17 protein-coding genes are annotated in these 15,780 nt (G+C 67.5%); 9 read left to right on the plus strand and 8 right to left on the minus strand.

Annotated elements, in window-relative coordinates; genetic code table 11:
- The 3 genes from ABNS06_RS15620 to ABNS06_RS15630 form a co-directional block, all read left to right on the plus strand.
- On the plus strand, positions 1–717 hold a 717-nt coding region (locus ABNS06_RS15620; RefSeq protein WP_348675526.1), incomplete at its 5' end, for a bile acid:sodium symporter.
- The gene (locus ABNS06_RS15625) at positions 714–1,175 is read left to right on the plus strand and encodes an arsenate reductase ArsC (RefSeq protein WP_348675527.1); all 462 of its coding nucleotides are present in this window, start codon (positions 714–716) and stop codon (positions 1,173–1,175) included. The genes ABNS06_RS15620 and ABNS06_RS15625, both read left to right, overlap by 4 nt.
- A gap of 173 nt (positions 1,176–1,348) precedes the next feature.
- Complete coding sequence (locus tag ABNS06_RS15630) at positions 1,349–2,944, plus strand: AbgT family transporter (RefSeq protein ID WP_348675528.1); 1,596 nt, start codon at positions 1,349–1,351, stop codon at positions 2,942–2,944.
- A gap of 9 nt (positions 2,945–2,953) precedes the next feature.
- On the opposite strand, the gene ABNS06_RS15635 is transcribed toward ABNS06_RS15630, so the two are convergent.
- On the minus strand, positions 2,954–4,585 hold the full coding sequence (locus ABNS06_RS15635) for an alkaline phosphatase D family protein (protein ID WP_348675529.1): 1,632 nt from the start codon (positions 4,583–4,585) through the stop codon (positions 2,954–2,956).
- Positions 4,586–4,675: 90 nt separating this feature from the next.
- On the minus strand, positions 4,676–4,798 hold the full coding sequence (locus ABNS06_RS15640; protein WP_348675530.1) for a hypothetical protein: 123 nt from the start codon (positions 4,796–4,798) through the stop codon (positions 4,676–4,678).
- 202 nt (positions 4,799–5,000) lie between these two features.
- Here ABNS06_RS15640 and ABNS06_RS15645 point away from each other — a divergent pair, with 202 nt between their 5' ends.
- A complete protein-coding gene (locus tag ABNS06_RS15645; protein WP_348675531.1) occupies positions 5,001–6,068 on the plus strand; it encodes a pyridoxal-phosphate dependent enzyme in 1,068 nt (355 codons plus the stop codon).
- A 31-nt stretch (positions 6,069–6,099) separates the two neighbouring features.
- On the opposite strand, the gene ABNS06_RS15650 is transcribed toward ABNS06_RS15645, so the two are convergent.
- The 5 genes from ABNS06_RS15650 to ABNS06_RS15670 all read right to left on the minus strand — a co-directional run bounded on the left by ABNS06_RS15650 (position 6,100) and on the right by ABNS06_RS15670 (position 10,429).
- A complete protein-coding gene (locus tag ABNS06_RS15650; RefSeq protein ID WP_348675532.1) occupies positions 6,100–6,927 on the minus strand; it encodes a TlpA disulfide reductase family protein in 828 nt (275 codons plus the stop codon).
- 94 nt (positions 6,928–7,021) lie between these two features.
- Positions 7,022–7,930 (minus strand): FAD:protein FMN transferase, encoded by a 909-nt coding sequence (locus ABNS06_RS15655; RefSeq protein WP_348675533.1) that lies wholly within the window; start codon positions 7,928–7,930, stop codon positions 7,022–7,024.
- 12 nt (positions 7,931–7,942) lie between these two features.
- Positions 7,943–8,443: a TlpA disulfide reductase family protein gene (locus ABNS06_RS15660; RefSeq protein WP_348675534.1), complete on the minus strand. Its 501-nt coding sequence runs from the start codon at positions 8,441–8,443 to the stop codon at positions 7,943–7,945.
- Positions 8,433–9,719 (minus strand): HAMP domain-containing sensor histidine kinase, encoded by a 1,287-nt coding sequence (locus ABNS06_RS15665; protein ID WP_348675535.1) that lies wholly within the window; start codon positions 9,717–9,719, stop codon positions 8,433–8,435. Before ABNS06_RS15665 ends, ABNS06_RS15660 begins: the two co-directional genes overlap by 11 nt.
- 23 nt (positions 9,720–9,742) lie before the next feature.
- Positions 9,743–10,429, minus strand: coding sequence for a response regulator transcription factor (locus ABNS06_RS15670; RefSeq protein ID WP_348675536.1), 687 nt, complete (start codon positions 10,427–10,429; stop codon positions 9,743–9,745).
- A 148-nt stretch (positions 10,430–10,577) separates the two neighbouring features.
- On the opposite strand from ABNS06_RS15670, the gene ABNS06_RS15675 reads away from it, so the two are divergent.
- From ABNS06_RS15675 to ABNS06_RS15685, 3 genes are read left to right on the plus strand one after another with little or no spacing between them, the layout of a single operon-like run.
- Positions 10,578–11,069: a TlpA disulfide reductase family protein gene (locus ABNS06_RS15675; protein WP_348675537.1), complete on the plus strand. Its 492-nt coding sequence runs from the start codon at positions 10,578–10,580 to the stop codon at positions 11,067–11,069.
- Positions 11,066–11,302: a DUF4266 domain-containing protein gene (locus ABNS06_RS15680; protein ID WP_348675538.1), complete on the plus strand. Its 237-nt coding sequence runs from the start codon at positions 11,066–11,068 to the stop codon at positions 11,300–11,302. The genes ABNS06_RS15675 and ABNS06_RS15680 overlap by 4 nt, the downstream gene beginning before the upstream one ends.
- A gap of 49 nt (positions 11,303–11,351) precedes the next feature.
- Positions 11,352–12,722, plus strand: coding sequence for a DUF3570 domain-containing protein (locus ABNS06_RS15685; protein ID WP_348675539.1), 1,371 nt, complete (start codon positions 11,352–11,354; stop codon positions 12,720–12,722).
- Here ABNS06_RS15685 and ABNS06_RS15690 read toward each other — a convergent pair.
- Complete coding sequence (locus tag ABNS06_RS15690) at positions 12,700–13,449, minus strand: ComF family protein (RefSeq protein ID WP_348675541.1); 750 nt, start codon at positions 13,447–13,449, stop codon at positions 12,700–12,702. The two genes, ABNS06_RS15685 and ABNS06_RS15690, sit on opposite strands and share 23 nt — an antisense overlap.
- A 77-nt stretch (positions 13,450–13,526) precedes the next feature.
- Between ABNS06_RS15690 and bioB the strand changes: the two genes are divergently transcribed.
- Together bioB and ABNS06_RS15700 are read left to right on the plus strand one after the other, a co-directional pair.
- Positions 13,527–14,513: a biotin synthase BioB gene (gene bioB / locus ABNS06_RS15695; RefSeq protein ID WP_348675542.1), complete on the plus strand. Its 987-nt coding sequence runs from the start codon at positions 13,527–13,529 to the stop codon at positions 14,511–14,513.
- Complete coding sequence (locus ABNS06_RS15700; RefSeq protein ID WP_348675543.1) at positions 14,498–15,655, plus strand: 8-amino-7-oxononanoate synthase; 1,158 nt, start codon at positions 14,498–14,500, stop codon at positions 15,653–15,655. The genes bioB and ABNS06_RS15700 overlap by 16 nt, the downstream gene beginning before the upstream one ends.
- Positions 15,656–15,780: the final 125 nt, after the last annotated feature.

A 15,780-nucleotide genomic window follows, 5' to 3' on the forward strand; every position in this document is an offset into this window, starting at 1 on the left:
CCCGCCGACCAGATCGACTCGTACATCGCCGGGCTGATCCTGCTGGCGGCGGCGCCCTGCACGGCGATGGTGTTCGTATGGAGCAATCTCTCCGACGGGGAGCCGCACTTCACGCTCAGCCAGGTGGCGCTCAACGACGTGATCATGGTGTTCGCGTTCGCGCCCATCGTCGGTCTGCTGCTGGGGCTGGCGTCGATCACCGTGCCCTGGGACACGCTGCTGCTGTCGGTGGGGCTTTACATTGTCGTGCCGGTGATCCTCGCGCAGTTGATTCGCAAGCGGGTTCTGGCAGCGCGCGGCGAGGCGGGGTTGCAGGCCTTGCTCCAGGTGCTGCAGCCGCTGTCCATGGTCGCGTTGCTGGTCACGCTGGTGTTGCTGTTCGGCTTTCAGGGCGAGCAGATCGTGCGCCAGCCGCTGGTCATCGCGTTGCTGGCCGTGCCCATCCTGATTCAGGTGTACTTCAACTCCGGACTGGCCTACCTGCTCAACCGCTGGAGCGGGGAGGCGCATTGCGTGGCGGCGCCGTCGGCGCTGATCGGCGCCAGCAATTTCTTCGAGCTGGCCGTGGCGGCCGCCATCGCGCTGTTCGGTTTTGAATCCGGCGCGGCGCTGGCGACGGTGGTCGGCGTGCTGATCGAGGTGCCGGTCATGTTGTCGGTGGTGCGCATCGTCAATGCCACCAAACCCTGGTACGAGCGAGGGCTGGCCCGGTCATGAAGATTCTCTACATCTGCACGCACAATCGCTGCCGCAGCATTCTGTCGGAAGCCGTCACCAATCACCGCGCGGGTGATGTGCTGACGGCACGCAGCGCCGGCAGCCAGCCGGCCGGCGAGGTGCATCCGCTGACGCTGGTCCACCTGGCGGAGGCGGGCATCTCCACGACCGGGTTGAAGAGCCAGTCCTGGGATGACTTCGAGGCGTTCGCGCCGGATGTGGTGATCACGCTGTGCGATTCGGCCGCCGGCGAGTCCTGCCCGGTGTGGTTCGGGCAGGCCATCAAGGTCCACTGGGGGCTGAAGGATCCGTCCAGGCTGGACGGCGAGGCTGCCGCGGAGGCGTTTCGCGACACGCTGCGCATCATCGAGCGGCGCGTGGATGGACTGGCCGCCATCGCGCACATGGATCGCCACCAATGGCCGGACGCGATCCGGGCGCTCGTCGCTGACGCCTGATCGCCCGGTCGCAACGGCCGCCGGCGCGGCCATCCGGGGCACTCTCCCGCGCGCTGGCACGGGTTTCGCAAATGCGGACACCCGGGCGGTTTCGCCCATCCCCGGCTTGCCTGCCGGGGCCAGATTCGATCTGATGCCTGATCGCACTGGTTCAGTTTCAAAGGGGATTTCGGGTGAGTGAGGCCAACGCCGCATCGGGGCAGAAGGGGTTTCTCGGATATGTCGAACGGGTTGGCAACAGCTTGCCGGACCCCGTCTTCATCTTCTTCTATCTGATCCTGGGGCTGATCGGCGTGTCGCTGGTCTGCGCGCTCGTGGGTGTGACCGCGGCGCATCCGACGCAGACGCTGGCCGACGGCTCGCCGCTGCTGATCGAGGCCAAGAGCCTGCTGTCGGCCGAGAACATCCAGAAGCTCTGGGTGCAGATGCCGGCGACGTTCACGCACTTCCATCCGCTGGGCTACGTGCTGGTGGTGATGCTCGGGGCCGGCGTGGCCGAGCGCTCGGGTCTGTTCGCCAGCGGGATTCGTCAGGCCGTGCGCAACGCGCCCAAGGCCTGGCTGACGCCGGTGGTGGCTGTTGTCGCCATGCTGTCGAACCATGCCGCGGATGCCGGCTACGTGGTGATGATTCCGCTGGCCGCGATCATCTTCGCGGCGGCGGGGCGGCATCCCATGGCCGGGATCGCGGCCGCGTTCGCCGGGGTGTCGGGCGGCTTCTCGGCCAACATCACGCCGGGCCAGCTCGATGCGCTGCTGTTCGGGATTACCGAGGCCTCGATGGAGGCGTCGCGAATTGATGCCGGCTGGTCGATGAACATCGCCGGCAACTGGTATTTCATCGCCGCGCTGATGGTGATCTACCTGCCGGTGATCTGGTACGTGACCGACCGCGTCATCGAACCTCGGCTGGGACACTGGAAGCCGTCGCCCGATCAGTCGGCCTATGGTGACGAGGATGCGCCGCTGACCGACGCCGAGCGCAAGGGTCTGCGCTGGGCGGGCCTGGCGATTCTGGGTGTATGCCTGTTGTGGCTGGTGATGACCTTCGCCCCCGGCACGCCGCTGCTCAACGACGAGGCGGCCGTGGACGGTCAGCCCTGGTATGTCACCGCCACGCCGTTCTTCCGTTCGCTGGTCGCCGGGTTCTTCGTGCTGTTCCTCGCCGCCGGCTGGGCCTACGGCGCCGCGGCCGGCACGATCAGGAATCACCGTGATCTGGTGGCGATGATGTCCGAGGCGATGAAGGACATGGGCTACTACCTGGTGCTGGCCTTTGCCGCCGCGCATTTCGTCGCGATGTTCAACTGGTCGAATCTCGGGCTGATCACCGCGGTGCACGGCGCCGGGGCGATCGAGCACAGCGGCCTGCCGCTGCCGATCGCGCTGGGGCTGATCGTGCTGTTCGCGGCCTTTCTGAACCTGTTCGTCGGCTCGGCCAGCGCCAAGTGGGCGCTGCTGGCGCCGGTGCTGGTGCCGATGCTGCTGTTGCTGGGCATCAGCCCGGAAGGCGCGACGGCGACCTACCGCGTTGGTGACGCGGCCACCAACATCATCTCGCCGCTGATGGTCTATTTCCCGCTGGTGCTGATCTTCGCCCAGCGCTGGCAGAAGGACTTCGGCATCGGTTCGTTGACGGCGATGATGATTCCGTACTCCGTGTGGATGCTGATCACCGGCGTGCTGCTGGTGATGGGCTGGATTCTGTTCGGTCTGCCGCTGGGGCCGGGGGCGCCCATCGGCTTCGACCTGACCGCGCTGTCGCCCTGACGGCGCGGTCTAGAACAGGCTGCGCAGCCGGGCGTGGGGATCGCCGTCGTCCACGCCCCAGACCGGACCGGGACGCTCCGCCTGTAACGGTGTGAGCACCGACAGCGCGTACATCCACGCCGCATCGCAGGTCTGCGGCGTGGCGGTGACGACGACGTAGCCGTGGCCGGTGTCCAGCGCGCCTTCGGCGTAGCGGATATGGCGGTTGAACGGCTGCAACAGGTTGATGACCGCCGGCGGAAAACCCTGCGTGGTGATTGACGGGCAGACGAACTCCACGCCCACCGAGCCCCGCTCGCCGGGCGTATAGGCGTCGCGGTCGTCCGGGTCCTTGGTCAGCTCGGTGCAGAACGCGGTGTGAATGTCGCCGGTGATGACGATGACATTGTCGATGTCGTCGCTGGCGAAGGCGTCGAACAGGCGGTTGCGCTGGGCGACATAGCCGTCCCAGGGATCGAGGGAGAACGGTGATCCAGGTGCGATGTTGAGCTGCGAGATCATCGTCTGCTGGGCGAGGATCTTCCACTTGGCCGGCGTGGTCCGCAGTCCGTCGAGCAGCCAGGCTTCCTGTGTCGGGCTGATCATGTGGCGCGCCGGATCGGCGGCTTCCTCGGCATCCGCCGGCTGCGGGTCGCGGCCTTCCAGGCGGGTGTCCAGCACGAAGAATTCCACCAGATCGCCATAGCGGATGTTGCGGTAAAGATGCTGGTCCGGATGCCGGTTCGGATTGACGGCTTCACGCACCGGCAGCCACTCGAAATAGGCCTGGATCGCGTCATGCTTGCGCTGGGTCCAGGTGCCTTCCTCACCTTCGGTGTGGTTGTCGGCGCCGGTGGTGTGGCTGTTGTTCGTGGTTTCGTGATCGTCCCAGGTGCAAATCCACGGATGCGCGGCGTGCGCGGCCTGGAGATCGGGGTCGGTCTTGTACTGGGCGTGACGGGTCCGATAGTCCTCCAGCGTCACGATCTCGTGGTCCGGCAGCATGGCCCGGCCCAGCGCGAACGGGATGGCCAGCGGGTCGCTGCCACCGTATTCGTAGATGTAGTCGCCCAGCGCGAACACGACATCGATGTCGTCGCGGTTGGCCAGACCTCGGTACGCGTTGAAGTAACCCATTGCGTACAGCGCGCAGGAGGTGAACGCGAAGCGGACCTGATCCAGCGATGCGTCCCCGGCCGGCGCGGTCTTGGTCCGGCCCACCGGCGAGACCACGTCGCCGACCTGGAACTGGTACCAGTACTGGGTGAACGGTTCGAGCCCGCCGGCCTCCACCTTGACCGTGTAGTCGCGATCGGCGTTGGTCAGGAATGTGTCGGCGCTGACCAGATCGGTCATCGCCTCATCACGGGCGATGCGCCAGCTCACCGCGACCGGACCTTCGGTTTCCGGTGTCACCCGGGTCCACAGCACGACGGAATCGTCATGGGGGTCGCCGGATGCGACGCCGTGCTGGAAGCTGACCACGACATCGGTGGGCGGGATGCCGCCGTCGCCGTTGTTCGGGCCGCCGTCGCTGGAGCCGCAGTGGGTGAGCGCCGGAGCCACGCCCACCAGGCCCAGGGTCTGGAGCAGCGAGCGTCGGGTGATGCGAAAGCGCTGCTCCTGCAGTGCCTGGAGGTAGCGAAGGTCGGGCTTGCTCATGGTGGTCGGGAGGTGGGCGAAGCCCCGTAGTGTGTCAGCCCATTGTTTCAGTTCATCGTGATGAAACTGACCGTCACTGGTAAATACAGCTCAGGAGCAGCCTTCGACATAGCGCAACGACGGGCCCATTCCGCTGTGCAGTCTGGCGACGCGGCCGTCGGTGCCGATCTCGAACCGCAGGCCGGTGGCCCAAGGTGCGCGAGGTGTCTTCATGCCTGCTTGGACAGGCGATCGGTCCCGCCTGCTGCATCGGGGATCCATGCGGTGTGGTTGGTGTATCGCGCGCGCTGACGCAGACTTAAGGAAGCACTGATTTATTCACACCGCTAAGTTGCCGCCTGAAAACCGGCTCCGTCTTGGTGGCGTGAATAAATCAGTGCTTCCTTAACTTCCCGCTGACATCACCGGTAACCGGATGGCTGATTCCGCGCTGTATCCGATCTTCGACGCTCACCCGGGGCTGGCGGCGATGCCACGCGCCGGTTTGCTTCAGGGCCAGACGCCGGTGGAGCCGCTGGGCGATCTTCCGGGTGTGTTTCTCAAGCGGGATGACCTCACCGCGGCGGACTATGGCGGCAACAAGATCCGCAAGCTGGATTTCCTGCTGGCCGATGCGCGCGAGCGTGGTCGGCGCGAGCTGGTGGCATTCGGCTATGCCGGCTCGAATTTCGTTGCCGCGACAGCCTGGCATGGGCACAAGCTCGGGTTGCACACGACCGGATTCCTGCTGCCGCAGGTCAACGCCGTCTACATCGCCGACAACCTGTCGGTGAGTCTGGCGGCGGGTGCGACGCTGCGAACGGCGCCGAGCACCACGCGGATCGCCATCGCGGCCATCGCTCACAGCGCCAGCCTGCTGGTGACGCAGGGCCGCTGGCCGTACTGGATTTCGCCGGGCGGCTCCTCGCCGATCGGCGTGCTGGGCTTCATCAACGCGGCCTACGAGCTGCGTGATCAGGTCGCCGCCGGCCTGCTGCCGGAGCCGGATCGCCTCTATGTCGCCTACAGCAGCATGGGCACCGTCGCCGGTCTGGCGCTGGGTCTGGTGCTGGCCGGGATGAAGACGCGGATCGCCGCGGTGCAGGTGGTCGACACGGCGATGGCGACACCGGCCAAGCTGGCCGCGCTGGTGGAGAAAACCCGCCGCCGCTTCGAGCCGATGGATGCGGCCTTCTCGCGCGCCGCCTGTGCGCGAGCGCTGGGCCGGATCGACGTGCGCACGGAGTTCTTCGGCAAGGAATACGCGCGGCCGACATCGGCGACCAAGGTCGCCATCGATCGCTTTCAGGCCGCCAGCGGCGCGCGGGCGGACACCGCCTACTCCGGCAAGGCGCTGGCCGGGTTGTTCCACGACCTGGACAGCGGCGCGCTCGCCGGCCAGACCGCGTTGTTCTGGCACACCTTCAATGCGCACGGGCTGCCGGCGGGTGTTACCCCGGTGACCGCGGGCGATGTGCCCGCCGGCTTGCGTCACTACATCTAATCGCTGGATTCCGGCGGCGGGGCCGCGTCGCTCAGGATGACGGGCGTGGCCGGGCGTCAAGACGCCGGTGGAGGATGTCCGCCAGACGCGCGCGGGTGAGTTCGCCCATGTGCTGGTCGACCAACTGGCCGTCGGCGTCGATAAAGAATGTGGTCGGCAGTGCCCGGGCGCCGAGTGCCCGCATCGCGCCGGACCCGGGATCGAGAAGGACGTGGTCCAGCGCCAGGTCGCGCCGGTCCAGGAAGCGCCGGATGGACCCGGCGTCCTCTCCCTGGTTGACGAACAGGAAGGTTACCTCCGGATACCGGGCTTGCGCGTCGGCCAGCGCCGGCATCTCGCGGATGCAGGGCGGACACCAGGTCGCCCACAGATTGAGTACGGTCGGTCCGCTCCGTTCGGTGTCCAGCCGGGTCGCTTTGCCGTCCAGCGTGACCACGGGGATGGTCGGCATCGGCGTAGCGCCAGGTTGGATGAGCGCCAGCGCTCCGGTCATCGCGCCCCACGCGAGCAGACCGACGCCGGCGCCCAGCAGGACGGGGCGGCGTGCGGCAGGCCGGAGGCGGGTCTTCCAGAGCATCCAGCCGAGGGCGACGAGCAGGCCGCTCCACATCGCGAAGCCACGGTCGCCAATGGCGAGGATCGCCATCGGTGCCTCCGCGTACTCCGACCACCAGCGCAGCACATAGCCGGCCCGGGCGGCCAGCAGACCCAGCAACAGGGCATCGAACAGGGTGCCGCTGACGACGCGCGGCTGGACATCCGGACGACCGCGCGCTGACAGGCGGGCCGCGAGCCAGGCGGGAATCAGGGCGGCGACGAGCACCACGGCCCAGATCGGAAAAGGTCCGAGACTGGTCATCGGTCAGGTCGTCGGGCGCGCGAACGGGGCTGGGGCACGGCAAGCGTGGGTTCGGGACGGGCCCGAAGTATCCGCGACCCGCTATGGGAGGCCATCAGGTGGCCGATGCGGGACCGTCGCGCTGCACGTGGTAGCGCACGCCCTGCGCATTCAGGAACGCCTCGGCATCGGAGCCCTGCAGCATCGCCAGGGTCGAGAGCATGCCCGCCAATGTGCAGTGTTTCGCGGTCACGGTGACGGCATGCGGCGCGTCGGGGACGGGCCATCCGGTGGTGGCGTCGAGGATGTGGCCGTAGCGCACGCCATCGCGCAGCAGGTAGCGACGCGCATCGCCCGATGTCGCGACCCCGCCTTGCGTCAATGCGATCTGCGGGATCGCGGCGTCGGCGCCAATGGACTCGATGCCCAGTTGCCAGGCCCCGCCGCTGGTTCTCGGGCGGTCGCAGACCAGGTCGCCGCCGAAGTTGATCAGCACCGGCACATCGGTCACGTCGCGAACGCGGCGCAGGGCACGATCCACCGCGTATTCCTTGCCGATGCCGCCGAAGTCCAGTTCCATGCCCGGCGCCAGCCGCAGTCTGGGCCGGGTCCACTCGACGCGTTCCCAGCCGATCAGCGCGCGAATCGCGTCCACGGCCTCGGCGGTCGGGAGCCGGTCTGAACCGTCGAAGCGCCAGACGCGGCGGAGCACGCCAGCGGTGACGTCGAAACGTCCGTCTGACAGTGTCCACAGGCGGGCGGCGTAGTCGAGCATGTCCGCGGTTTCCTCGTCCACGCGCACCGCCGCGCCGTTGGCGGTGTTGATGCGGTCGATGATGTTGCCGCGCAGGTAGCGGCTCCAGAGCGCCTCGATGCGCTTGGCCTCGTCGACGACCAGACGGCTGACGCGGGCCGCGAGCTTGCGGTCGTTGCCGTCGATCAGCACCTCGCAGGGGCTGGCCATGGCGTGGAACAGTCCCTGCCAGAGCCCGCCATCCCGCGGCTTCAGAGTGAAATCAGCCACGCGGCGCGCCCGTCACTCGGCGGCGTTCAGTGCGGCGCGGATCTGGGATTCCAGCACCGGGGTGTCCCGTTCCAGGAAGCCGCGATGGGACAGCCGGACTTCGCCGTCACGGCCCAGCAGATAGCTGCTGGGCATGCCCATCAGGGCGTAGCGCTCGGCCATCCTGCCGTCCGGGTCGAGCACGACGAGAAAGCGCGATTCGTTCTCGCGCAGGAACCGGCGCGCGGCCGCCTCGTCGTTGTCCACGTTGACCGCGACCACGCGCAGGCCGTGATCGGCGTACTTGTGCTGCATGGCGCTCATCCAGCGGAAGCTGGCCTTGCAGGGCTCGCACCAGGATGCCCAGAAGTCGAGATAAATCACCTCGCCGGTGTGGTCGTCCAGCGAGAAATCGTCAATCGACATGGTTTGTTCGGGGCCGGCCGTGGCCGTGCCGACGAGCAGGCAGGCGCAAAGCGCGAGCCAGAGACGGAGCGGGCGGGTGAACCGGCGTGTTGCTGATCTAGGAGGCATGGGTGGCTGTCTGATCGGGGGCGGAGTCGCCCGGCGGAAAGTCGATACGAACACGGGTGCCGATCGGGGTCTGGTTCTGCGCGCTGAGGCGCCAGCCGTAGTGGGCGCAGATTCTGGAGACGATATAAAGGCCGACCCCGAAGCGGGGTTCCTGCGTGGTCGCCTCGTCGCTGGATACGTAGGGCTTGAGCAATTCGTCGAAATCGCCGGCGGGCAGGCCCGTGCCGGTGTCGCAGACGCTCACGCCGCTGGCGTCCACTTCCACGGTGATCCGGCCGCTGCTCGTGTGCTGTCGGGCGTTGCGCAGCAGGTTCATCAGCACGGTGCGGACATGGCTGGGCGCGGCCTCGATCGTGCACGGCGCCTGTTCAATCACCGCGGTGTCGACGCCCTGCATGCGGGTTTCCAGCAAGGCCATGACCTCGTGCGCCTCGGTCGCGACATCCGTGGGCCGCGTGGTCGGCATGCTGTCCTCGCGTGCCAGGAACAACAGGCTGTCGAGCAGATCGCCCAGCCCCTGGCTGGCGCGCTGGGCGCGGGCGATCGCGGGGCTGGATGCGGTGTCGGGTTGCTGAATCTGGGCGAGGTCCAGCGACGACTGGATCACCGCCAGCGGTGTCCGGATTTCGTGACTGACCGCGGCGGTGAAGAATCGCTCGCGTTCCAGCATCCGTCTCACCCGTTCCACCAGACCGTCGATGGCCTCGGCGATGGTCCCCAGTTCGCCGACGCCGAAACGGGCATGCAGCGCCTCGGCGTGGCGGGGATCGAGCTTGTCCACGGAACCGGCCAGGGCAGCGACGGGCGCCGCCAGGCGGCGTGACAGCCAGACCGCCATCAGCCCGCCCAGCGCCGCGACGCCGATGGCGGTCAGCGCCAGCAGCACCCGCATCTGATGTTCGCGGGCCTCGATGCGCGAGACATCGACCGCGGCCGTGAGCAGGCCATAGGGGGAGTCGCGCCGCAGGATGTGCCAGCGCTTGCCCAGATACGTCACATCGTGATGTTCACCCAGCGCGAGATCGTGAAACGGCGCGGGGGCGTAGACGAAATCTTCCGCGTCGATCCAGATCTTGAGCGAATCGGTTTCCGGCAACACGGGGTTCACCGAGGTTCTGAGCTGTTGCAGCAGGAACTCGATCTCGTCGTTCACGGTATTCGACAGCAAATCGTTCTCGAGGCGTTCGGAGTAGATCAGCAGAGACGAACCCAGCACGACGAGCAGCACGGCGCCCAGGCCGAGCATCGAGAGCAGGATTTCCGTGTGCAGCCGCATGCGACGAACCGGGGCCGGGCCGCTCAGGCCTCGCCGACGCGATAGCCGACGCCGCGCGAGGTGTGCACCAGCGGCTCGCGGCCGGCCGTGTCCACTTCCTTGCGGATGGCGTGAATGTGGGTGCGCAGCAGGTCGCTGTCCGGCGGCGAGTCACCCCACAGCAGTGACTCCAGCTCGGCGCGGGGCACGACGCGGTGGGTGTTGGCCATCAGATGCGCCAGCAACCGGAACGCGGCGGGCTTGAGGTGGATGGGTGTCGCGCCGCGCCGCAGCGTGCCAGCGTCCAGGTCCAGATGCAGGTCGGCGACCTGGAGGCTGCGGCTGACGGAGGCGCCATGGGCCCGCCGCTCCAGCGCCGCCACCCGCGCGGCCACCCGCGCGGCCAGTTCCGGCAGGGAGAACGGCTTGATCAGGTAGTCGTCGGCGCCGGCGCTGAAGCCCCTCAGCTTGTCACTCTCGGTGTCGCGCGCGGTGAGCATCAGGATTGGCAGATTGCCGGCGGCGCTTTGACGGATGGACTGCGCGACGCTGATGCCGTCGCCGTCCGGGAGCATGAGGTCGAGAATGACCAATTCCGGCTGTGTCTGCTCCAGCAGGCCGGGTACCTGCCGAACCCGATCGGCGCAGTCCACGGTGTGGCCCATCGCTTCCAGGTAGTCCGCGGTATTCGCGGCCAGATCGACATCGTCTTCTATGAGCAGGATTCGCATCGGCTGAGCATACGGGAGGCGGCGTCGGACGGCCTTGCTCCCCTCCTTGGTGGTGGATTCAGGACCACGAGCTTGCCGTGTCGAACGTCGACGTTGCGTCGACATGGGGGTTGCTAGCTTGCCCGTCATCGTCCCGGAGGACCTTGACATGCAAGCCCTGAAATTTCGTTCCGCGTTGTTTTCGATGGTCGCCATGACGCTGGTTGCGTCGGCCGCCAGCGCCGGTGATCGCATCAGCGAGGTGTTCGACCCCGCGGAGTTTCGCGGTCAGGTGGTCTACCTCGATTTCTGGGCCTCCTGGTGCACGCCCTGCAAGGCGAGTTTTCCATGGATGACGACGCTGCAGCACCGCTTCGGTCCGGACGGGCTGGCGGTCGTCGCGGTGAACGTCGACAGTGACAGCCACGCCGCCCACCAGTTTCTGGAGCGAGCGGCGCCCGGATTCGAGGTGCGCTTCGATCCCGACGGCAAGCTGGCCGAGCAATACGGCCTCAAGGGCATGCCGAGTTCCTACATCCTCGGTCGCAACGGCCAGGTGCTGTTCTCCCACACCGGATTTCGCGAGAGCGACAAGGCGGAACTGGAATCGCAGGTTCGCCAGGCACTGAACACGGTTCAAGTCTCGGAGTTGAGTCAATGACGTTGATTGCACACATCGGCCCCGCGCTGCGTATCGGCGGCGTGCTGGTCTGCCTTGCCGGTCAGGTCGGCTGCGTGACCGTTCAGCCCTGGGAGCGCGACACGCTCGCGAAACCCGAGATGGCGCTGGATGGTGACGCGGTCACGACCGGCTTGGACGAGCACATCTATTTCTCGAAGGAGTCCGCCAGTGGCGGGCGCGGCTTTGGCGGCGGCGGCTGCGGCTGTAACTGACGGCATTTCATCGGGCGACACGGCGCCCGCAGGTTCTGAGGGGTTGAAGATGAAGCATCAGACGATTGTTGAGGCGTTGACGGCGGCGACCGACACGCTGCTGGAGACCGGGCCCAAGGCCGCGCCCAGGCGCTGGCGGCCGGCGGGTGCGTCAGCGGCGGCGCTTTGTCTCAGCCTGCCCGGGCTGCTGCACGCCGCGGAGCCGGGCGAGTGGTCCATCGACTCCGCCATCCTGTTCTACAGCGAGACCGACCGTGTCTCCGCGGTGGAGCCCGTGATTTCCGCCACCCGGCAGTTCACCAACGATCGTTCGCTGTCCGCCAAGCTGGTCTACGACGCGCTGACCGGCGCCTCGCCCAGCGGGGCCGTGCCATCGTCCATGCCGCAGACATACACGCGGCCGTCGGGTGAGGGCAGCTACACGACCGCGCCCGGCGAGATTCCGCTGGACGATACCTTCCGCGACTCGCGCATCGCCGTGTCCGGCAACTGGGCGCAGCCGGCGTTCGGCGGCACCGGCACGCTGGGCTTCAACGTCTCCAGCGAATACGACTATCTGTCGCTGGGGGTGAACACCGGCTACGCCTACGACTTCGCCAAGAACAACGCCACGCTGTCCTTCGGCCTGGGCTACGCCGCCGACACGATCGAGCCGGAGGGCGGGGTGCCGGTGGCGGGCAGCTGCCTGTTCGGCGCCAGCGCCAGCTCCGGCTGCACCGAGACGTCCTTCGACGAGACCCGGCGCGGCGGCGACGAGAGCAAGGACACGCTGGACCTGCTGCTGGGTTACACCCAGGTGCTGGGCGTGAACACCGTGGCGCAGTTCAACGTCACGCTGTCGCAATCCGACGGCTATCACACCGATCCGTTCAAGGTCGTCAGCGTCGTGGACACCGACAACTCGGTGGGCAACGGGATCGGCGAGGCGGAGCGGCATATTCACGAATCACGTCCGGACAGCCGCGTGAAGCAGGGCCTGTTCTTCCGGCTCAAGCACATGCTGTTCGGCTCCGACGTGCTGGATGCGTCTTATCGCTTCCAGACGGACGACTGGGGCATGAGCTCGCATACGCTGGACCTGCGGTATCGCTGGGCGCTGGGCGATCATCACGCGATCACGCCGCATCTGCGCTACTACGATCAGTCGGCGGTGGATTTCTACACCCCGTTCCTGCGCGATGATCAGCCGCTGCCGACCGAGTACACCGCCGACTACCGCCAGGGCAGCTTCACCGGCATCACGGTGGGCGCTGAATACGAAACCCGGATCTGGGACGGCACCTCGCTGCGCTTCGCCCTGGAGTACTACGAGCAGAATGGCGACGACCCGGCCAATGCGCCGGGGCAGCTCGCCGGCCGCGAGATCTTCCCGGACATGCAGGCGGTGATGGGTCGGATCAACTTCGATTTCGACTGGTAGACGGGGTAGGCGCACCGGGCCGTGACCGGCCCGGTGCGTGGTCGAACGGTGTTCGCGCCGCCGCGAGTACGTGCACGGAGGCCGCGCCGGCCCGGAAGAGCGCCTTGGCCAGCGCCGACGTGGTTGCGCCGGTGGTGACGACATCATCGATGACCAGAATCGCCTCGTCTTGCACCGGCCTTCGAACGGTAAACGCCTGACGCAGGTTACGGCGGCGATCCTCGGCCGACAGGTGCAACTGTGACGGAGTGGCCCGGGTTCGCTCGACCCAGGCGGGTGCCAGCGGCCAGCCTCTCCACCGGCACAGCGGCCGGGCGATTTCCAGGGCCTGATTGAACCCGCGTTCGCGCAGCCGGCTGGCATGCAGTGGCACCGGGATGACCCGGTCCGGCGCTGGCAGTTCGGGCAGGGTGTGATGAAGCAGGGTGGCCAGGCGCCGCGCCGCGCCCAGATCGTGCCGGTACTTCAGAACCTGCACGCAGGCATCCACCGGGGCCTCGTACAGCAGCGGCGCGTACACGCCGTCGAAGGCCGGCCAGCGGGTCAGGCAATGAGCGCAAAGCGCGGGCTTCGGGGCCGAGGGCGGCAGCGGTTCAGCACAGCGGATGCAGGCATGGTCGTTGGTGGGCAACGCATCCAGGCAGGGCTGGCAGTACAGGCCCACCGGACTTGGCCCACCGCAGCCCGCGCAGCCGGGTGCGAGCCAGCGATGGAAGATTTCCGTCAACCGAATCGGCATTTTCTGGTTGACAGGCGGTTGCGGCCTCGCGAGCCTAGCGGTATCCACCTGCCAGGATTCTCTGCATGAGCGAGCTTCGTCACGACTGGACGGCCGAAGAGGTGAACGCGCTGTTCGCCCTGCCGTTCGCGGATTTGATGCACCGGGCGCAAACCGTGCACCGCGAGCACTTCGACGCCAACACCGTGCAGCTCTCGACGCTGCTGTCGATCAAGACCGGGGCCTGCCCCGAGGACTGCAAGTACTGTCCGCAAAGCGTGCGCTACGACACCGGTCTGAAGACCGAGGCGCTGATGGCGGTGCAGCAGGTCGAGCAGGCGGCGCGCACGGCCAAGGAGGCCGGGGCGACGCGGTTCTGCATGGGCGCGGCCTGGCGCAGCCCCAAGGATCGCGACATCGACACGCTGATCGGCATGATCGACGCCGTGCGCGCGCAGGGACTGGAAACCTGCATGACGCTGGGCATGCTGACCGAATCGCAGGCCGAACGGCTGGCCGACGCGGGGCTGGACTACTACAACCACAATCTCGATACCTCCGAGGAACATTACGGAGAAATCATCGGCACGCGGACATACGAGGACCGGCTGAACACGCTGGACAACGTGCGCAAGTCGGGAATGAAGGTGTGCTGTGGCGGCATCGTGGGGATTGGCGATACGCGCGCCGACCGTGTCGGCCTGCTGCGCACGCTGTCCAATCTGCCCACGCATCCCGAATCGGTACCGATCAATCAGCTCGTCGCCGTACCCGGCACGCCGATGGCCGATGCCGATCCGGTGGATCCTTTCGAATTCGTTCGCACCATCGCGGTGGCCCGCATTCTGATGCCAGCCTCCCACGTGCGGCTGTCGGCCGGGCGCGAGGCGATGGACGACGCCATGCAGGCGCTTTGTTTCCTGGCCGGCGCGAATTCCATCTTCTACGGCGAGGAACTGCTGACCACCGGTAACCCGGTGACCGAGCACGATCGCGCGCTGTTCGAGCGACTGGGCATCGAGCCGGAAGGCGCCAAGGCTGCCGAGGACCGCCGGACGTGTCAGGCGGCCTGAACCGCCGGATCGCGTCCACGCTGGAGTCTCTGCGCCAGCGCGACCGGTTTCGCCAGCGTCGGGTCGTCGAGCCGGCGGGGCCGGGTCTGGCGCGGGTCGCCGGGCGTGACTGCGTCAATTTCTGCAGCAACGACTACCTGGGCCTGGCGCAGGATTCCCGACTATTGCGCGGACTGGATGTGCCGGGTTCCGCGGCCTCCGCGCTGGTCACCGGGTATTCGCCGGCCCATGCCGAACTGGAAGAGGCGCTGGCCGACTGGCTGGAGCGCGACCGCGTGCTGCTGTTCCCGACCGGATTTTCCGCCAACGTCGGCATTGTCGATGCGCTTTTGCAGCGGGGCGACCTGGTGGCCTGCGATGCGCTGAACCACGCCTCGCTGATCGACGGTGTGCGGCTGTCCGGCGCGGACAAGCGCATCTATGCGCATGTGGATGTCGGTGCCGCCCGCGATGCGCTGGCCGCGCCCTGCGAAGGGGTCAGGGCACTGGTCACCGATGCGGTGTTCTCGATGGATGGCGACATCGCGCCGGTGCGCGAACTGGCGATCGAGGCGCGTCGGGCCGATGCGCTGCTGTATGTCGATGATGCCCACGGTGTCGGCGTGCTGGGCCCGCGGGGGCGGGGCGTCGCGGACGAGTTGTCGCAGGACGAGTTGCCGGTGCTGGTCGGCACGCTGGGCAAGGCGCTGGGCACCGCTGGCGCGTTCGTCGCCGGCCCCGCCGCGGTGATCGACTACCTGGAAAACCGTGCCCGCTCGCAGATTTATTCCACGGCCTTCGCACCGATGACGGCCCGTGCCGCGCTGACCGCGCTGGCGATCACGCGGGAGGAAGCCTGGCGGCGTGATCAGGTCCGGAATCTGATCGCGCATCTGCATGCCCGGCTGCGATCGGCCGGCCTGCCGGTGCCCGATTCCCCGACGGCGATCCAGCCGATCGTGCTGGGGCGCGATTCGGTCGCGCTGCGCGTCTCCGACGACCTGCTCGCCCGCGGGTTTCTGGTCACCGCGATCCGTCCGCCCACGGTGCCGGAGGGCGCCGCCCGGCTGCGGGTGACGCTGACCGCGGCGCACACGACCGAGCAGGTGGACGGGCTGGTCGATGCGCTGGCGACAAGCCTGCTGGAGGCGCGCGTTGCGTGAACCAGCGGGCGCACTGAGCGTCTTCGTCACCGGAACCGATACCGAAATCGGCAAGACCGCGGTGACCTGCGCGCTGCTGCGCGACTATGCCGAGCGGGGGATTCCGGCGGTCGGCATGAAGCCGG

This window comes from uncultured Abyssibacter sp., assembly GCF_964000955.1.
GTDB lineage: Bacteria > Pseudomonadota > Gammaproteobacteria > Nevskiales > OUC007 > Abyssibacter.